Here is a 17,665-nt window from a genome sequence, read left to right on the forward strand (position 1 = left end):
CGGGACGTGCTGACGGAGCCTGGGCTCCTCGACGTCAACCCCTCAATCCTCCGATCGAAGGATGGAAAGGGTCGCACCGAAATGGCTCGACGGCTCAAGTCGCATTCCACCCCCGCGAAGGTGGGCTCCCAGCCCGTTTTCGAACGGGTCCTGGACAACGGCCTGAAGGTCCTGGTCCTGCCTCGCAAGGGGGTCCGGATCGTGGTCTGCGACCTGTTCTATCCGGTCGGCTCCTTCGACGAGCCGCCGGGCAAGTCGGGGATCGCCCACTTCCTGGAGCATATGCTCTTCAAGGGGACCGAGCGGTTCCCCAAGGGCAGCATCGACCAGATGGCGTTCGTCGCCGGCGGCCAGGCCAACGCCGACACCGGCGAGGACCGCACCCACTACTGGTTCTCGCTCCCCGCCGACCGCTGGGAGCTGGCCCTGGAGATCGAGGCCGACCGCATGACCTCGGCCCGGTTCGACCCCCGCGAGGTCGAGGCCGAGCGTCAGGTGGTGGGCGAAGAACGCGCGCGGGACGCGGAGTCGGCCCTGGCTCGGCTGGAGCAGAACCACCAGGCGCTCTCCTACTTGCGGCACCCGTATCGGAACCCGGTGCTGGGCTGGCCGCGCGACCTGGCGTCGATCACGGTGGACGACCTGGAGGCGTTCTACCGCCGCCATTACCGCCCCGACGGCGCGGTCGTCGTCTTCGCCGGCGACCTGGATCCCGAGCGGGCCCTGGATCGGGTCGAGGAGCGATTCGGGCCCATCCCCCCGGGCGCGACGCCCCGCCTCCGCGCCGACGGCGACGAGTCGCCCCAATCCGGCCGTCGGGACTTCGTCCTTGCGGAGGCCGACGCGCTGCCGCGCGGGATCTTCGGATGGCACACGGTCCCCTCGCACCACGCCGACGCCCCGGCGCTCGACGTCCTGGCCGACGTCCTCTCGGCCGGCCGCCGTTCTCGCCTCTGGCGCTCCCTGGTCGAGGACGTGCACCTGGCGGGATGGGTGGAGGCCCTCCACGGGCCGGGGAGGCAGGGGGGGCAGTTCCTCGTCCAGGTCGAGGCGACCGACGAGCGCATCGACGCGGACGAGGTGGAAGGCGCGATTCTCGACATCCTGGACGACCTGACCGCCCGCGGGCCGACCGACGAGGAGATGTCCCGCGTCCGCAACCGCTTCGAGGCCGGCTGGCGCTGGGATCAGGAGGACCTTCTGGCCCTGGCCTGCGGCGTGGGCGAGGCCGCCCTTTGGGGTGACTGGCGGGACTGGCAGGCCGACCACGCCGCCGCCCTGGCCGTCGACGCGGACGCCGTGAAGAAGGCGGCGGGGAAGTATCTCGTCGAGGACCGACTCACCGCCGGTTGGCTCCTGCGCTCGTGCACCGACGACGTCCCCCCGCCGAGGATCGAGGTTGCCGCGCGACGGCCCGCGCCCGCCGGCAAGCCCGCGCGGGCCGAGCCCGAGCCACTGGTCCTCCCGGCTGACCTGCCGGCCTGGGTCGGGCGGACCCGGCCCAAGCTGGTGGACTACCGCCCGCGGCGGTTCACGCTGGCCAACGGCCTGCGCGTGATCCACGAGCGGCGTGCGGGCGTCGGCGTGGCGGCGGTCGACTTCTACGTCGAGGGGGGCTGGGTCCGCGAGGCCGCGCCGGGCGCGGCGGCCTTGACGAGCCGGATGATGGAGGAGGGGAGCGAGTCCCGCACGGCTCAGCAGGTCGCCGCGGCGATCGAGGACGTGGGGGGCTCGCTGGAACTCAGCTCCGCCTGGAGCGCCCTCCGGGCCCGCTCCGAGGACCTGGGCCTGGGCCTGGAGATCCTCGCCGACGTGTCGCGGCGGCCCGCCTTCCCGGCCGACGCGCTGGAGTGGACCAAGCAGCGGCTGGTCGCCGAGCTGAAGAGCGACCTGGAGGACCCGGCCTTCCGGGCCGAGCAGGAGTTCCGCCGGCTGGTCTACGGCGACCACCCCCTGGGTCGGGACTATCGCGGAGGGCTCCGCGAGCTGCGCCGGCTCACCCGCGACGACGTGGTCGCGCATCATCGGCGCCACTTCGCCCCCGAGAACGCCTTCCTCGTCGTCGTCGGCGAATTCGACCCGGGGGAGCTGAAGCGGCAGGTCCGGGCTCATTTCGGCGACTGGGAGCGGGGCGGGGCGCCCCCCCCGGCCTGGCCGGAGCTCGGCGAGGTCGGCCCCCCCCGATCGCGGCGGATCTCCTGCCCGGGAGAGCAGGTCCACATCGTCATGGGCCATCGCGGCATCGCCCGGCACGACCCGGACTACGACGCGCTCCTGATCCTGGACCACATCCTCGGCAGCGGCCCCGGCTTCTCCGATCGGCTGGGGCGGATCGTCCGCGACGAGATGGGGCTCGTGTACAGCATCGGCGGCGGGGCGACCGACTCGGCCGACGTGCTGCCGGGCGTCTTCCGGATCTACGCCGGGACCATGCCGGAGGAGGCCGACCGGGTGGTCGAGGCCGTCGCGCAGCAGATCCGGGCCATGCACGACGGCGACTTCTCCGACGACGAGGTGGCGCGAGTCCAGCGCTACCTGGCGGGGGCGTCGCTGTTCGAACTCCAGACGGTCGAGCAGCGGGCCGAGCGTCTGGTGGAGCTGGAGCGCCTGGGCCTGCCGCTGGACGAGCCGAGGACCTGGCCGGGCCGGATCGCGGCCGTGACCCCTGCCCGGGTGCGCGACGCCGCCCGCCGCCGGCTGAGGCCCGAGGGGCTGTTTCGCGTGGAACTCGGCCCGGCCGCCCGCACGGCGCGCCGGTCGCCCTCGCGGCGCCGTTGACCTCGCTTGACAGCCGCCCGGCGGTCTTCTACGATGGGGCCGCTTTATTTGCGATTGCTGATGCATCCGACGCGCGCCGCGTCGGTTCGCGTCCGCCGAGGGCCTCGGGACGCTTTTTCGGGATGCGGACTGGGCGAAGCTCCCCGGTCCCGCATCCCTTCGTCGTTTACCCGACGGCCGGGTCGAGGGCGGCGGGCGGCCTTCGGGCGGTTCATGACGCTGGGAAGATCGGGAGATCGACGATGCGGATAGCCCTGGACGCGATGGGAGGCGACTTCGCCCCCGGACCGATCGTCGCGGGCGCGGTGGAGGCGGCGCTCGACCAGGATGGGCTGATCACGGTGCTCGTCGGCGATCGCGAGCGGATCGAGGCCGAGCTGGCCAGGTTCCCCGACGCCCCTCGCGACCGGCTGCCGATCGTCCACGCCGCCGAGTCCATCGGCATGGACGAGAAGCCCGTCGAGGCCCTCCGCAAGAAGCGCGACAACTCCATCTCCCGGAGCTGGGCGTTGATGGCCGCGGGCGAGGTCCAGGCGATCGTCTCCGCCGGCAACACCGGGGCGATGGTGGCCTCGGCCCTGTTCGCCGGCGCCCACGCCAAGATGTTCCTCCCGGGGGTGCGCCGCCCCGGAATCGCCGCCATCTTCCCCTCGCACCAGGGCCCGATCGTCATCATCGACGTCGGCGCCAACATGGCCCCCAAGCCCGAGGACCTGTACCAGTACGGGCTGATGGGCTCGATCTACGCCGAGGAGATCCTGGGGGTGACCGCGCCCCGCATCGGCATCCTCAACGTCGGTTCCGAGGAGGAGAAGGGGAACGACCTCACCCGCGCGACGCGCAAGCTGTTCGAGGAGTCCCCCTGGGCCAGCCGGTTCGTCGGCAACGTCGAGGGCCGCGACATCTACGAGGGCCACGTCCGCGTGGTCATCTGCGACGGGTTCGTGGGCAACGTCCTCTTGAAGGCGGGGGAGGGGGCGGTCGAGTTCCTCTTCTCCACCCTGCGCGAGGAGCTGGCCCGGATGCTTCCCGAGTTCCCGGTCGAGGTCGGCCACCGGATGGCGCACAGCCTGAAGAACCTCAAGACGCGGTTCGAGTACGAGGAGTTCGGCGGCGCGCCGCTGCTGGGCATCCGCGGGGCCTGCATCATCTGCCACGGCTCGTCCAAGGCCCGGGCCATCAAGAACGCCCTGCGGGTCGCCGACCTGATGGCCGCCGACCGCATCAACTCCAAGATCATCGAGCAGCTCGGGGCGAGCGTCGGCGACGCCGACGAGCCCCGCGCCTGACCCGATCCGACCGTCGCGAGAGATCCCCATGTCCAAGATCGCCTTCCTCTTCCCCGGCCAGGGCGCGCAGGCCGTCGGCATGTGCCGCGAGCTCGACCAGGAGCTGCCCGCCGTCAAGGACCTGTTCGACCGCGCCGCCGAGGTCCTCGGGATCGACCTCCGCAAGCTCTGCCTGGAGGGCCCCGCCGAGGCGCTGGAGGCGACGGACGTCAGCCAGCCGGCCATCTTCGTCGCCAGCCTCGCCGCGCTGGAGAGCCTGAAGGCGACCAGCCCGGACGTCGTCGCCGCCTGCCAGGGCGCCGCCGGCCTCAGCCTGGGCGAGTACACGGCCCTCACCTTCGCCGGCGCGCTCGACTTCGAGGCCGGCCTGGAGGTCGTCCGCCGTCGCGGACAGGCGATGCAGGCGGCCTCGCTCGCCTCCCCGAGCGGGATGGTCAGCGTGCTGGGACTCGACGAGGCCAAGGTCGACGAGCTGTGCGCCCGGGTCGCGCCCCACGGCCGGATTTGGAAGGCCAACATGCTCGGCCCCGGCAACATCGTCGTCTCGGGCGACGCCGAGGCGCTCGGCCACGTCGAGCCGATCGCGCAGGAGCTGGGCGCGATGAAGGTCGTCCGGCTCGCCGTCGCCGGCGCGTTCCACACCCCCTTGATGAAGCCGGCCGACGAGCAGCTCGCCGAGGTCCTGAACCGCGTCGAGGTCCGGGCCCCGCGGATCCCGGTCTACTCGAACGTCGACGCCTCGCCCCACGACGACCCGGGCGCGATCCGCGAGATCCTCGTCACGCAGGTCCTCCAGGGGGTGCGTTGGGACGAGTCGATGCGGCGGATGATCGCCGACGGCTTCGACACCTTCTACGAGATCGGCCCCGGCCGGGTCCTCACCGGCCTCCTCAAGCGGATCGACCGCAAGACCCCCTGCACGAACGTCCCCGCCCGATGACGAAGCGGGGCGGGGGGCGTCCCGCGGGGGATCGCCCCTCGCCGGCCGGTTCGCTCAGGAGGCGACGGCCGTCCCGGCGAACGCGGCGAGCGCCTCGGCCTCGGTCGCGCGGATATCGGCCAGCCGATCCAGGCCGATGATGTCGGCGCCGATGCGGACGTCCTGGCTCATGCCGCAGAACTTGACGGCGTGTCCGAGCTCGGCCGCCCGCTTCACCACCCCCACCAGCACCGCGTACGCCGTGCTGCCGATGTAATGGACGCGGCTCAGGTCGATGAGCGTCTTCTCGGCCCAGTCCTGCGCGGCGACCAGGCCCAGCTCGTACGAGAGGGCCTGGGCCTGCGTCGGGAACCGCAGCTCGTGCGTGAGCACCTGGGCCACGGCGACGTCGCCCACCATGTTGAGGGTGAGCAGCTCGAATTCGGGGGGGCTCGGGGGCATCGGAGCGGTCCTCGGTCCGTTGGTGGTGGAGCGACGCAGGGTCAGGGGAGGGGGGCGACGGCCTGGGCGTGCTCCAGCATCCAGAGCAGGAACGGGGTCGCCTTCTCGAACGGGGGGTCGAACCGCGACAGCTCGAGCGCCGCGGCGACGCGATGCGCCGGGTCGAGCTCGTCGGCGTGAACGGTGTTGGGGATCCGGCAGTAATCGGGCGCCTCGACGTGGATGCGGACGTCCGGCGACTCGGGCGTGGGCCGCTGGAGGCGGAACGACTCGGGGCCGTCGTCGCCGCGCGCCGTGAGCGCGACGCCGACCAGCCGAGGAGTGCTGGGCAGCCCCGCCGACAGCGGCCCGGTGCCGATCTCCAGCCGGACCGGGCCGGCCGGTCCGTCGAACTCGGCGCGGAACGTCGAGCCTCCGTCCTCGGCGACGACCTCGGGCGTCCCCCTGCGGGCCCAGCCGAGCTGGGCGGCGAGCCAGGCCGCGAGCCAGAGCGCCAGACGGGGGGGCGAGCCCGGGGCTGGGGAGAGGGCGTCGATCCGGACCGACTCGATCCGGCCGAGGCTCCTGCGGTGGATCGGGCAGTCGAAGATCTGGGCGACCAGCTCGCGCCAGTGGGTGAGCCCGTACCAGACGGCGTCGCGACGGCAGGGGCCGACGGCCGGGTCGAGGCCCAGCCGGAGCGCCGCGGCCGAGGTCCCCGGGTCGGGGAGGTCGAGCATGATCCGGCTGCTCTCGGCGGCCAGGTCGCGGTAGAGCTTCTCGCGCGGGACCGGGTCGGTGGTCCACCAGAGGATCATCGGCAGGTCGGCTTCGAGCAAGGGCCGCACGGCCCCGGGGAGCAGGTCCAGTGCGTCGGGCCCGGCGCGCAGGACGATGCGCTCGGCGCAGACCTGGGGCGAGCCCGGCTCGGGGAGGCTGCAGACGGCCGACACCTCGGCGAGCACCTGCCGGCCCGGGTCGTCGGACTGGCGGATGACGATGGCCCGGCAGGGGAAGCGGCCGACCACCGTCTCGACCACCGGCCGGAGCGATTCGGCCTCGTGGGCGAGCCGTTCCACGACGAGGTTCGCCAGCACGACCCGAGTGACCGTGGGATTCTCCAATTCGGGCCCCCCCACGCGCTCGGCGGCGGGCCCCCAGAGCTTCTCCAGGGTCGCGTCGATCTGCGCCAGGGGGACGGGGATCCCCTGACCTTCGAGGAATGCGTCGGAACTGGTCTCGGGCATGGTCGCCGCCTCCTGGCTGGGCTCGCCGGCTCGTCCATCGGGATCGAGGGTCGCGGAACGTCCGACGCCGGCTCCACGATCATTCTACTACAGCTTACGTCGTCCGACCGCTCCCCGGTCGTCGGACTCGATCCGATCGAAAATCCGCCGAGGATTGTCTCCGGCGCGGGGGCGTGCGCAGGTTAACCTGATGAGGGCTTACGGACGCCGCGACGTTTCGACGCCATCGAGGAGGCTACACCGTGAAATCCGCCATCGCCATGCTCGTGGCCCTGGGGCTGCTCTCGTCGGCCGCTCGGGCCGATTTCGTCGCGACGGCGACGCTCACCGGGGCCGAGGAGGTCCCGCCGAACGCCTCGCCCGCCGTCGGCTTCGTCACGATCGTGTACGAGGCCGCTTCGGAATCCCTGGCGTACTCGATCAGCTACGGGGGCCTCTCGGGCGACCTCGCTGGGGCGCACATCCACCTCGGCCCGATGGGCGTCGCCGGGCCGATCCTGTTCCCGTTCTCCGGCGTCCCCGCAGGCCCTTCGGGGCTGCTGGCCGGCGTCCTGACCGCGGCCGAGTTCGTCTCCCAGCCGGGCGCGGCGACGTTCGCCGACGCCGTCGTCGCGATCGAGTCTGGCGGGGCTTACGTCAACCTCCACACGGCCGACTTCCCGGCGGGCGAGATCCGGGGCCAGCTGAGCGTCTTCGCGACGCCCGTCCCGGAGCCCGCCGGCCTGGCCCTGATGGGGATCGGCGCGGCGGCTTTCGGCACGCTCGCCCTCAGGCGACGGCCGGCCGGGACCTGAGCCGGGGGGGGCGGAATTCCCCGCGACCGCCTGCGGGGGAGGGCGGCCCCGCGATAGAATCGTCCCCCATGAAGCCAACCGACCGCCTCGCGGAAGCTCGATCGACCCGCCGCGAAGGGGCCTTCGTCGCCGCGACGACGATGCTCGCGCTGATCGTGCGCATCTGGGGACTCGGCCGGCTCGGGCTCGTCCACTTCGATGAAGGGATCTACGCGATCGCCGGCCTCTGGCCGCTCGGGCCGGGGGGGATGGATCCGCTGGTGATCCCCTACGCCCCGGCGGGGTTCCCGGGGCTCGTCGGCCTCGCGTATCTCCTCCTCGGCCCGAGCGACGTGGCGGCGATCCTGGTCTCGGTCGCGACGGGGACGCTCGCCGTGCCGATCGCCGCTTGGCTGGCCCGGCGGACGTTCGGCCCAGGGGCGGGCGCGGCGGCCGCGGCGCTCGTCGCGCTCTCGGGCTTCCACGTCGCCTTCTCGCGGATGGCGTTGACCGACGCGACGTTCGAACTCGCCTGGCTCCTCGGCCTGATCGCCGGCCAGCGGTTCCTGGAGCGGCCCGGTGCGGTCTCGGCGATCGGTCTCGGCGCGGCGACGGGGCTGGCCCAACTCGTGAAATACAGCGGGTGGACGGTGGGCGTCGCCGTGATCCTGGCCGTCGCGGCGATCTCGGCTTTCGACGCTTCGCGACGCAATGGAGACTTCCAGACGCGGGCCTGGGGCTGGGGATCGCTGGCGGCGCTCGTCGCGGCGCTGGTCTACGCCCCGTGGTTCCGGTTCGTCGAGGCCCACGGCGGGTATGCGGGGCTCATGGCCCATCATCGCAGCTACATGGGCTCGGCGGCGACCTGGCTGCCGCACTGGTCGCTCCAGATGGAGCAGGTGGGGATCCTCTCGGGAGGTTTCGCGTGGAACGCGGCGGGATGGGCCCTGGCCCTGCTCGGGGCGTTGTGGGTCCTTGGCGTCCCCCGGCCGTCGCGATGGGACGCGATCGGCCTGGTCGTCCTGAGCGCTTCGGCGATCCTGGCCCCGACGACCTTGTGGTGGCTCGGCCTGGCTCGGCTGGTCTTTCCTGGGCGCGAGGCCTCGCCGGGGCTTCGATTGCTGGGAGTCGCCTGGGTCGGGCTCTCGATCCTGACGCCGTTTTATCATCCCTATGCGCGGCTCTGGCTGCCGATCCAGGCGCTCGGCTGGATCGCGGGGGCGGGGTTGATCGCGGAGCGGCTCAGGGCAGAGGCCCGCCCGGGCGAGATCCTGCGTTGGCGTCGCCTGCCGCTGCTGACGGCCTGCTGCGCCGCGGCCATCTCCCAGGCCCTGGTGACGGCCACCTCCGGCCCGACGTCCGATCGGCCGGGACTGCTGGCCCCGAGCGACCCGCTCCGGACGGCCGCGGCCCGGCTGCTGACCGACGTCCCCGAGGCCGCGCCGGGGCTCCGCGTCCTGGCGCGTCCTCCGGTCACGTTCTATCTGGGGGGCAGGGCGGGGGCCCGGGTCGAGGCCGACGTCGAAGACCTGCTCGACAAGGGGGGCGGCGCGTGGGCCCTTGTGGACGTGGCGCAGCTCCGTCAATCTGGGGACGTGTCGAGCCTTGAGGCCAGGCTGCTGGAGCGTTGGGAGAAGGTCGGCGTGTATCCGACCACGCTGAACCTCCCGACGTGGCTCGACGTCGACCCGGGCGCCGATGCCAGGTCGGCCGACGCGCCGCTCTGGCTGCTGCGCCCGCGATCTCCGGGAGGCCCTTGATGACGCCCGAGCCCTTCGTCTCGCTCTGGCCCGACCCCGAGGCCCTGGGGACGGTCACCGACCTGTACGAGTTGACGATGCTGGCCGGCTACCTCGCCGAGGGGATGGGGTCGAAGTCGGCGACCTTCGAGATCTTCGTCCGCCGCCTGCCCCCGGATCGCTCGTTCCTGGTCTTCGCCGGCCTGGAGCAGGCGATCGGCGACCTGGCGCGGCTGGCGTTCTCCAGCGAGCAGGTCGAGGCGATGCGACGCTGGCCCGCGTTCCAGGGCCTGCCGGCCACGTTCTTCGAGACCCTCCGCCGCTTCCGGTTCGAAGGCGACGTCTTCGCGATCCCCGAGGGGACCGTCGTCTTCCCGGGGGAGACCCTCGTCCGGGTCACGGCCCCCCTCCCCCAGGCGCAGTGGGTGGAGACCTTCCTGCTGGCCTCGCTCGGGTATCCGACGCTCGTCGCCTCGAAGGCGGCTCGCATGGTCCTGGCCGCGCGGGGGAAGCCGCTGTTCGAGTTCGGCGCCCGCCGCGCGCACGGGCCCCAGGCGGGGCTGCTGGCGACCCGTTCGGCGTACCTCGCCGGGTTCGAGGCGACCAGCCACGTCGAGGCCGCCCGCAGGCTGGGCATCCCCTGCGTGGGGACGATGGCTCATTCCTGGGTCCAGTCCTTCGCGACCGAGGCCGAGGCGTTCGAGGCCTACTCCCGAGTCTTCCCCGCCTCGACGACGCTCCTGGTCGACACCTACGAGACGCTGGAGGGCGTCCGGCTGGCGGCTCGGATCGCCCCGCCGTCGTCGGCCGTCCGCATCGACAGCGGCGACCTGGCCGAGCTGGCGAAGAAGGCCCGCCTGATCCTCGACGAGCACGGTCGCGGGGACGTGCGGATCATCGCCTCGGGCGACCTGGACGAGTCCGCGCTGGAGGATCTCGCGGCGGCCGGGGCTCCGATCGACGGCTGCGGCATCGGCACCGAGCTGGTGACCTCGCGCGACGCCCCGGCGCTGTCGATGGTCTACAAGCTCGTCGAACTGGAAGGGGCGGGGCGGGTCAAGCTCTCCCCCGGCAAGAAGACGTATCCGATGGCCAAGCAGGTCTACCGCCGTCGCGACGCCTCGGGCCGGTTCGTCGGCGACCTCGTCGCCCGCGCCGACGAGCCGACGCCCGACCAGGGCGACGAGCCGCTCCTCGTCCCGGTCCTCCGAGGCGGCGAGCCGGCGCGACGCCCGCCCGGGCTGGAGGAGATCCGCGCCCGGTGCCGGGACCAACTCGCCGCCCTGCCCGAGGCGGTCAAGGCCCTGCGGTCCGAGGCCGTCTATCCGGTGTCGTACAGCGACCGCCTCGAAGCGGACGCGGAGCGGCTGATGCGACAGCGATCGGGATGATCCGGCAAGGTGGCGGGCCGCGGTCGTCCTGGCCGATCCTGCCGATCGCGTCGGGCGGTCGCGCCGGTCGAGTCTGCCCCACTTGCCCGGCTTCCGGGGGAGGGGAGCGAAGCCGAGCCGCACCGCGAGTCGAATCGAGTTTCCGCCCGCATCAGCCGATGAATCCGCACAGGAGGATCGCCGGAGGCTTCCGCGGGAAGGATGGTGGGGATGGCCAAGATCATCAGCGTGGCCAATCAGAAGGGGGGGGTGGGGAAGACGACGACCGCGATCAACATCGCCGCCGGCCTGGCGAAGTCCGGGCGGACGGCCCTCGTGATCGACGTCGACCCGCAGTGCAACGCGACCAGCGGGCTGGGCGTGGAGCCGGCGCAGCGGCATCCGCTGCTCGCGGGCAAGCCGCTGGCCGAGACGGTCGTCGAGACGACGCAGGCCAACCTGTTCGTCCTGCCGGGCTCGCAGAGCCTGGCCGACGCCGACGCGCTCTCGGCCTCGAACCGCCAGCGGGCGTCCACCCTCCGCCAGCAGCTGAATGGGGAGCTGAGCCACTTCACCTACGTCCTGATCGACTGCCCGCCGTCGCTGGGGCAGTTGACCCGGGCGTCGCTGGGGGCCTCGGCCGAGATCTACATCCCCATCCAGTGCGAATACTTCGCGATGGAAGGGCTCTCGCAGATCATCGAGCTGGCCCGACAGACCAAGGCCAAGGACAACCACCGCCTGGAGATCGGCGGGATCGTGCTGACCATGTACGACCCGGCCCTCGACCTGGCGAACGAGGTGGTGAACGAGGTCCGTCAGTACTTCGACGAGACGGTCTTCGATTCGCTCATCCCGCGCGACGTGAGCATCAGCGAGGCGCCCAGCCACGGACGGAGCGTCCTCGACTACGCGCCGAGGGCGAGGGGCGCCAGAGCCTACACGGAACTTGTCATGGAGGTCATCGACCGTGAATAAACGACGCCTGGGACGTGGGCTCGAGGCTCTCTTGGGCCGCGAAGAAGGGGGATTCGAGCCCGGGTCGCTGGAGGAATCCGAGCTGCTCCACGTCGCCGTGGACCAGATCGACCCGAACCCGTATCAGCCCCGCCGCCACTTCGCCCCGGCCGAGCTGGCCACGCTCGCCGACTCGATCCGCCAGCACGGCGTCCTGATGCCGATCCTGGTGCGGGCGGTCGGCGACCGCTACCAGCTCATCGCGGGCGAGCGTCGGCTCCGCGCCAGCATCGAGGCCCAGCTCCACGACATCCCCGCCCGGGTGATGGAGCTGGACGACCAGCGGGTCTTCGAGCTGGCGATGGTCGAGAACCTCCAGCGCGAGGACCTCAACGCCGTCGACAAGGCGACCGCCTTCCGCGAATACCTCTCGCGCTACGGCGGCACGCAGGAGGAACTCGCCGGTCGGCTCGGCCTCGACCGCTCGACGATCTCCAACCTCATCCGGCTGCTCGAGCTGCCGGAGGAGATCCTCAACGCCGTCCGCGACAACGACATCACCCAGGGACACGCCCGCGCTCTGCTGGGCCTGCCGGAGGCCGAGACCCAGGTCGCCGCCTGCCGTCGCGTGATCGCCGAGCGGCTCTCGGTCCGCCAGACCGAGGCCCTCGTCGCCACCGGCGTCCCGACCCCGGCGAAGACCCGGGTCCGCAAGGACGCCGCGCACACGGTGGTCAAGGCCCCTCACCTCGTAGAGCTGGAGCAGCACCTCCTCCAGAGGTTCGGGACGCCCGTGGTCATCCGCTCGCGGACCGCCGAGAAAGGCCAGTTCGTGATCGACTACAATAACCAGGAAGAATTCGACCGCGTTTGCTCGCTCATCCGAGGTTCCTGAGAAGACTCGCCCAGGGTATCCCACTTCCCATTTGCGGGCTTCGTGTCGATTTCGAGAAACCCGATAGCCGCTCCTGAAAGGGCGTGGCCCGTCCCAGCGGGCCACGCCCTTTCTGTTTTCCCCCTTCTCGGGGGCCCCAACGGCTTCGCGTCCAATCGGCGTCTGATTTGCATTCAGCATGCCCGAGCATTCCTCCAGAAACCGCCAAGGTGCCGCGATTCGATCGTGAGAGGTCGCACACTTGCCGGGCTGGTCGGATGCTTGCCATAATATGCCATCTCTCGAGATGACGGGTCTTACCGCGATCAGGGCGGGGACGGTCGCCCAGGTACCGGAAGGTGCAGGGCTAGGCATCCCGCGCCCGACGGCGGCTCCACGACGTTCAGGTGCCAAACTCGATGTCGATACACCCGCATGACGGATCGGCGGACGACGGATTGAGCGCTTCCTTGCTCCGATTCATCGACGACGGCCAGCTTGAACCGCTCCGACAGGCCCTCAGCGGGTTCAATCACCGCTGCCGCAACATGCTGAACAGCATGAAAATGGGCTTCTACCTCACGAAACGAGCCGCCACCGGCCCGCTCCCGGAACGTTGGGACGAGCTGAACCGCACCTACATCGAGGTCGAACGCCTGTTCGACCTCATCCAGTCGATCTACCGCACGATGTCGCTGACGCTGGTCAGGAGGCCCTTCGGCGCGATCGTCGAGGAACGCCGGCTGTGCTGGGTCGCAGCCTTCGATCGCCACGATCTCACGCTGCGGATCGAGCCGCCCGACGAGGAGGAGGCCGGGGAGTTCGACGCCATGCGCCTCTCCGCGGCGCTCGACGCGTTCGTGAGCTGGCGGGCCGAGAGTCTCGCGCCCGGCGGCGAGGCCGTGCTCTCCTGGACGACCACGCCGGGGGGCTTCGAGGTGGAATGGGCCGAGTCCGCATCGGCCATGTTCGACGGGACGCCGCGCCGGCCGACGTCCGCCCATGAGTCGCTCGCCTCCACGACGCGCTCGCTGGCCCTCCCCTTGCTCGCGCGTGTGGTCGCCGAGCATCGCGGCCGCCTCGACTGGTCGCCTCGCCCCCGCGTGCAGGCGAGCCTCCGCTGGCCCCTGACCGCCGCGACGGACCACGGACGGATCGAGGTCCCCTCGCTCGCGCGGAGCTGACTCGTCGGACGCGGGCCGGGGCGGGCGGGCCTTCCCTTGACCGCCCCCGCCCCCGCCGCTTAGGATGCCTGTGTCTCACGCCGCGGGGCGTAGCGCAGCCTGGCAGCGCGCCTGCTTTGGGAGCAGGAGGCCGTGGGTTCGAATCCCACCGCCCCGACTTGGATCCCCCGCAACCGAGGATTCTCCCGTCCGCGCGGAGCGGCCTCTCCTGGCACCGTCGATCATTTCGCAGGGGGGCGGTGGACGGATGAGAATCGCCGGCCTGATTCTGATCGCCCTGGGCGCCTTGATGACGATCACCCGGGTCGCGGCCATCGTCCTGCGGCAAGCGCCGCTCTCCCCGCACGAGTCGAGCAAAATGTTAGGGGCGGTCGGCTTCTCCGCCCTGGTTCTGGTCGCGGGGCTGCTCCTTCTCCAGAGATCCCGAGGCAATCCCTCGGGCTGAGGCGGAGCCGGTCGAGGCTCCTCCCCTCGCTTGTCTCGTCCCTCGGCCATCCTCCCAGGCCACGTCAGGGACCCTCGAAACCAACCCCATCCCGAGCCGATCGGCCGTGCCTCAGGACCCGTCGAGGGTCCAAGGCTCGGGGTCGACGGCCGCCCGTGTGTCGCAAGGAGACTCCATGAGTTCCGGGTCCAAGTACCGTCGCCTCGATCGCAACGACGCCGCCGTGCTGCTCGTCGACCATCAGTCCGGGCTCTGCAACCTCGTCCGCGACTTCTCGACGGACGATTTCAAGAACATCGTGCTGGCGCTGGCGAACTCGGCTAAGTATTTCGAGCTGCCGACCATTCTGACGACGAGCTTCGAGGCCGGGCCCAACGGCCCCCTCATGCCCGAGCTCAAGGAGCTGTTCCCGGACGCCCCCTACATCGCCCGGCCGGGGCAGATCAACGCCTGGGACAACGAGGATTTCGTCAAGGCCGTGAAGGCCACCGGCAAGAAGCAGCTCATCATCGCAGGCGTGGTCACGGAGGTCTGCGTGGCCTTCCCCGCGCTCTCGGCGATCGAGGAGGGGTTCGAGGTCTTCGTCGTCGCCGACGCCTCGGGGACGTTCAACCAGACGACGCGCGAGGCCTCCTGGGCCCGGATGCAGGCCGCCGGGGTGCAGCTCATGACCTGGTTCGCCGTCGCCTGCGAACTGCATCGCGACTGGCGGAACGACATGGAAGGCCTCGGCGCCCTGTTCGCCAAGCACCTCCCCAGCTATGCCAACCTCATCACCAGCCACAACGCCCGCAAGTGACCCGCCGGGCGGGCCCGTCCGTCCCGCGAGTTCCCTCGCGCCCAACCGTCTCCTAGGCTCGTCTCGGCCGACCGAAGTCGATCGGCCGTGTGGACGCACCTGGAGGTTGGGAACAATGGACGCGAAACGACTCGTCGGGATGATCATCGGGCTCGCCTGCTTCGGCTCGGTCAAATCGGAAGCATGCACGCGGTGCGTGTATCTCGGGCCCGAGGGCCGGGTCCTCGTCGCCCGGTCGATGGACTGGATGGAGGACCCCGGGACGAACCTGTACTGCTTCCCCAGGGGGGTGGAACGCGACGGCGCGGCCGGCCCCCGCTCCCTGAAGTGGACGAGCAAGTACGGCAGCCTGGTGGGCTCGTTCTACGAGGTCGCCGGCGTGGACGGAATGAACGAGAAGGGGCTGGTCGCGAACACGCTGTACCTCGTCGAGTCGGACTACGGGGCCGACAGCACGCGGCCGACGCTCTCGATCGCCGCCTGGACCCAGTACGTCCTGGACAACTTCGCCACCGTCGCCGAAGCCGTCGAGGCCCTCCGCGACGAGCCATTCACGATCGTGGCGCCGATACTCCCCAACGGTTCCCCGGCGCAGGGGCACCTGGCGATCGTCGACCCTTCGGGCGACTCGGCGATTTTCGAGTACGTGAAGGGGAAGCTCGTCGTCCACCACGGCCGCGAGTTCCAGGTCATGACCAACTCGCCGACCTTCGACCAGCAGCTCGCGCTCAACGAGTACTGGAAGGAGATCGGGGGGGAGGCCATGCTGCCGGGGACCAGTCGCGCCGCCGACCGCTTCATCCGGGCCTCGTTCTACATCGACGCGGTCCCCAAGACCGGCGACGCGGGGCGGGCGCTGGCCGCCCTGTTCGGGATCGTCCGCAACACCTCGGTCCCGATGGGGATCACGTCGCCCGGGCGGCCGAACATCGCCAGCATGGTCTGGCGGACCGCTTACGACCTGAAGGATCGGACCCTCAACTTCGACTCGGCCGTCAGCCCGTCGATCTTCTGGGTGCCGCTGTCGGCGATGGACTTCGATCCCGCCGCCCCGGTGAAGCGGCTGACCCTGAGCGGCGGGCGGACCTTCGCCGGCGACGCCTCGTCGGGGTTCCAGCCCGCGGAACCGTTCCCATTCCTCCCCGGGAAGCCGGATTGACGGCGAGGCGGCGTTGGCGGGTGGCCAAGGCCGAGGGAAGTCGTTCTAATGGCTGGTTCGGCGATTCGGCGCGAACGAGCAACGGGAACTTTGACGTCACGCGTGCGGGCGGCGTCGACCCCGGCCGGCGGCGACCGGCGGGGACTTCCCCCCACCCCCCCTTGAAGGCTTATGGTCGTGGCACTCGAAGCTGACGTCGCGAAGGTTCACGCGGCGCGGAGCGCGGCGGATCTGGTGCAGCCGGGGATGATCGTCGGGCTGGGGTCGGGTTCGACCGCCGCCCTGATGGTGAAACGGCTGGGCGAGCGGGTGGCCCAGGAGGGCCTGGATTTCGTCGGCGTGCCCACCAGCGTCACGACGGCGGAACTGGCCCGCGACCTCAACATCCCCCTGCGGGACGTCGACGACGTCCCGTCGGTCGACCTCAACATCGACGGGGCCGACGAGATCGACCCCCAGTATCGGATGATCAAGGGGCGGGGCGGGGCCTTGCTCCGCGAGAAGCTCGTCGCCTGCGTCGCCAAACGCCGGGTCACGATCGTCTCGCCCGAGAAGATCGTCCCGCGCCTCGGGGCCGAGTCCCCGGTCCCGGTCGAGGTCAGCCGCCTGGGCTACCGGCACGTCGAGCAACGTCTCCGGCGTCTCGGCGCGACGACCTCGCTGAGGCGATCGCCCGAGGGGATGCTCTTCATCACCGACGGCGGCAACCTCATCATCGACTGCCGGTTCTCGACCCTCGCCGACCCCGAGACGCTCGAGGCCGGCCTCAAGTCGGTCGTCGGCGTCTTCGAGAGCGGGCTGTTCCTCGGCCTCTGCGACGTGCTGGTCGTCGGCCGGCCCGACGGGGCCGAGCAGATCGTCACCCACGCCCGCCGCTGGACCGGGTGCGCCTGAGGCTCGACCCGGCGGATTTCGGGGAGTTTTTCGGATTCCTGGAATTTCCGGGCGAGACCTGCTGATCGTCCTGGGTACAGCACGCGAGTCGGTCGCGTCAGCCGAGCCGTACCCAGGAGTCGCTCGCGATGAAGACGAAGCCGTGGATTCAGACCCGCTGGAACCGCCTCCGGGCCGCGCATCGGGCCGGGCTGCCGTCCCTGACCGTCGCGAGGGCCCGGCAACTCCTCGACCGCCATCCCGACTGCGGGCCCGCCTGGAAGCTGCTGGGCTCGGCCCTGATCGAGCTGGCCCGGTTCGATGAGGCCAAATCGGCGATCCGCCGGGCGCTGGGCCTCTGCCCCGCCGAGAAGCTCTGGATCCCGCTGGCCGAGATGGGGCACCTGTGCAAAGCGACCGGCGACCTCGGCGGGGCCGCGATCTGGTACCGCCGGGCGATCGACGCCGCGCCCGAGGAGGCCGGGGCCTGGATCTACCTCGGCGGCGTGCTCGCCCAGGCTGGTAGGCTCGAAGAAGCCGAGGCCGCCCTCCTCGCCGCGACGCGCTGCGAATACGGCTGCCGCGATGAGGCGCACCTCAACCTCGGCCTGGTCCTCCGCGCCCTCGACCGCCACGGCGAGGCCGCCCTCTGTTTCGAAGCCGCCCTCCAGATCGACCCGAAATACCAGGCCGCCAAGCAGGCCCTCCGCGACGTGCGGCAGGCGATACGCGTCCCAAAGGCGAGGCGACGCGGGCCGGCCGCGCGAGAGAACGGCGACCTCCTCAAGCCTGCGGAGGTCGCCGCCGCGTGAGCCTGC

General features: G+C 71.2%; 16 protein-coding genes and 1 tRNA gene. 15 read left to right on the plus strand and 2 right to left on the minus strand.

What is annotated here, in order from left to right:
• Positions 1–81: 81 nt before the first annotated feature.
• From G6O68_RS13675 to fabD, 3 genes are all read left to right on the plus strand, one after another.
• Positions 82–2,778 carry a M16 family metallopeptidase gene (locus G6O68_RS13675; RefSeq protein WP_165248653.1) on the plus strand — a complete coding sequence of 899 codons (2,697 nt, stop codon included), beginning with the start codon at positions 82–84 and terminating at the stop codon, positions 2,776–2,778.
• Between the two features lie 242 nt (positions 2,779–3,020).
• Positions 3,021–4,067 carry a phosphate acyltransferase PlsX gene (gene plsX, locus G6O68_RS13680; RefSeq protein WP_165248655.1) on the plus strand — a complete coding sequence of 349 codons (1,047 nt, stop codon included), beginning with the start codon at positions 3,021–3,023 and terminating at the stop codon, positions 4,065–4,067.
• A gap of 28 nt (positions 4,068–4,095) precedes the next feature.
• Positions 4,096–5,007 (plus strand): ACP S-malonyltransferase, encoded by a 912-nt coding sequence (gene fabD, locus G6O68_RS13685; RefSeq protein ID WP_165248657.1) that lies wholly within the window; start codon positions 4,096–4,098, stop codon positions 5,005–5,007.
• A 54-nt stretch (positions 5,008–5,061) separates the two neighbouring features.
• Here the strand turns inward: fabD and G6O68_RS13690 are convergent, their stop codons facing one another.
• Complete coding sequence (locus G6O68_RS13690) at positions 5,062–5,448, minus strand: STAS domain-containing protein (protein ID WP_165248659.1); 387 nt, start codon at positions 5,446–5,448, stop codon at positions 5,062–5,064.
• Between the two features lie 41 nt (positions 5,449–5,489).
• Positions 5,490–6,674 (minus strand): glucose-6-phosphate dehydrogenase assembly protein OpcA, encoded by a 1,185-nt coding sequence (locus tag G6O68_RS13695; protein WP_165248661.1) that lies wholly within the window; start codon positions 6,672–6,674, stop codon positions 5,490–5,492.
• Positions 6,675–6,916: 242 nt separating this feature from the next.
• Here G6O68_RS13695 and G6O68_RS13700 point away from each other — a divergent pair, with 242 nt between their 5' ends.
• From G6O68_RS13700 to G6O68_RS13755, 12 genes are all read left to right on the plus strand, one after another.
• Positions 6,917–7,468 (plus strand): CHRD domain-containing protein, encoded by a 552-nt coding sequence (locus G6O68_RS13700; protein ID WP_165248663.1) that lies wholly within the window; start codon positions 6,917–6,919, stop codon positions 7,466–7,468.
• Positions 7,469–7,536: 68 nt separating this feature from the next.
• Positions 7,537–9,207: a glycosyltransferase family 39 protein gene (locus G6O68_RS13705; RefSeq protein ID WP_165248665.1), complete on the plus strand. Its 1,671-nt coding sequence runs from the start codon at positions 7,537–7,539 to the stop codon at positions 9,205–9,207.
• Entirely contained in the window at positions 9,207–10,577 is a 1,371-nt protein-coding gene (locus G6O68_RS13710) for a nicotinate phosphoribosyltransferase (protein WP_165248667.1), read from the plus strand. The genes G6O68_RS13705 and G6O68_RS13710 overlap by 1 nt, the downstream gene beginning before the upstream one ends.
• Before the next feature lie 210 nt (positions 10,578–10,787).
• The gene (locus G6O68_RS13715; RefSeq protein ID WP_068410111.1) at positions 10,788–11,534 is read left to right on the plus strand and encodes a ParA family protein; all 747 of its coding nucleotides are present in this window, start codon (positions 10,788–10,790) and stop codon (positions 11,532–11,534) included.
• Positions 11,527–12,408 (plus strand): ParB/RepB/Spo0J family partition protein, encoded by an 882-nt coding sequence (locus tag G6O68_RS13720; RefSeq protein ID WP_165248669.1) that lies wholly within the window; start codon positions 11,527–11,529, stop codon positions 12,406–12,408. The genes G6O68_RS13715 and G6O68_RS13720 overlap by 8 nt, the downstream gene beginning before the upstream one ends.
• A gap of 437 nt (positions 12,409–12,845) precedes the next feature.
• Positions 12,846–13,571: a hypothetical protein gene (locus G6O68_RS13725; protein ID WP_165248671.1), complete on the plus strand. Its 726-nt coding sequence runs from the start codon at positions 12,846–12,848 to the stop codon at positions 13,569–13,571.
• A gap of 83 nt (positions 13,572–13,654) precedes the next feature.
• Positions 13,655–13,728: transfer RNA gene (locus G6O68_RS13730), tRNA-Pro, on the plus strand.
• Between the two features lie 90 nt (positions 13,729–13,818).
• Positions 13,819–14,016, plus strand: a complete 198-nt coding sequence (locus G6O68_RS13735) for a hypothetical protein (protein WP_165248673.1) — start codon at positions 13,819–13,821, stop codon at positions 14,014–14,016.
• 175 nt (positions 14,017–14,191) lie between these two features.
• Positions 14,192–14,815 (plus strand): isochorismate family cysteine hydrolase YcaC, encoded by a 624-nt coding sequence (gene ycaC, locus G6O68_RS13740; RefSeq protein ID WP_165248675.1) that lies wholly within the window; start codon positions 14,192–14,194, stop codon positions 14,813–14,815.
• A gap of 115 nt (positions 14,816–14,930) precedes the next feature.
• Positions 14,931–15,974, plus strand: a complete 1,044-nt coding sequence (locus G6O68_RS13745; protein ID WP_206108091.1) for a linear amide C-N hydrolase — start codon at positions 14,931–14,933, stop codon at positions 15,972–15,974.
• Positions 15,975–16,151: 177 nt separating this feature from the next.
• Positions 16,152–16,868, plus strand: a complete 717-nt coding sequence (rpiA, locus tag G6O68_RS13750; protein WP_240911170.1) for a ribose-5-phosphate isomerase RpiA — start codon at positions 16,152–16,154, stop codon at positions 16,866–16,868.
• Between the two features lie 128 nt (positions 16,869–16,996).
• Entirely contained in the window at positions 16,997–17,659 is a 663-nt protein-coding gene (locus G6O68_RS13755; protein WP_165248681.1) for a tetratricopeptide repeat protein, read from the plus strand.
• Positions 17,660–17,665 lie beyond the last annotated feature (6 nt).

Source organism: Paludisphaera soli, from assembly GCF_011064595.1.
In the GTDB taxonomy this organism is placed as follows: domain Bacteria; phylum Planctomycetota; class Planctomycetia; order Isosphaerales; family Isosphaeraceae; genus Paludisphaera; species Paludisphaera soli.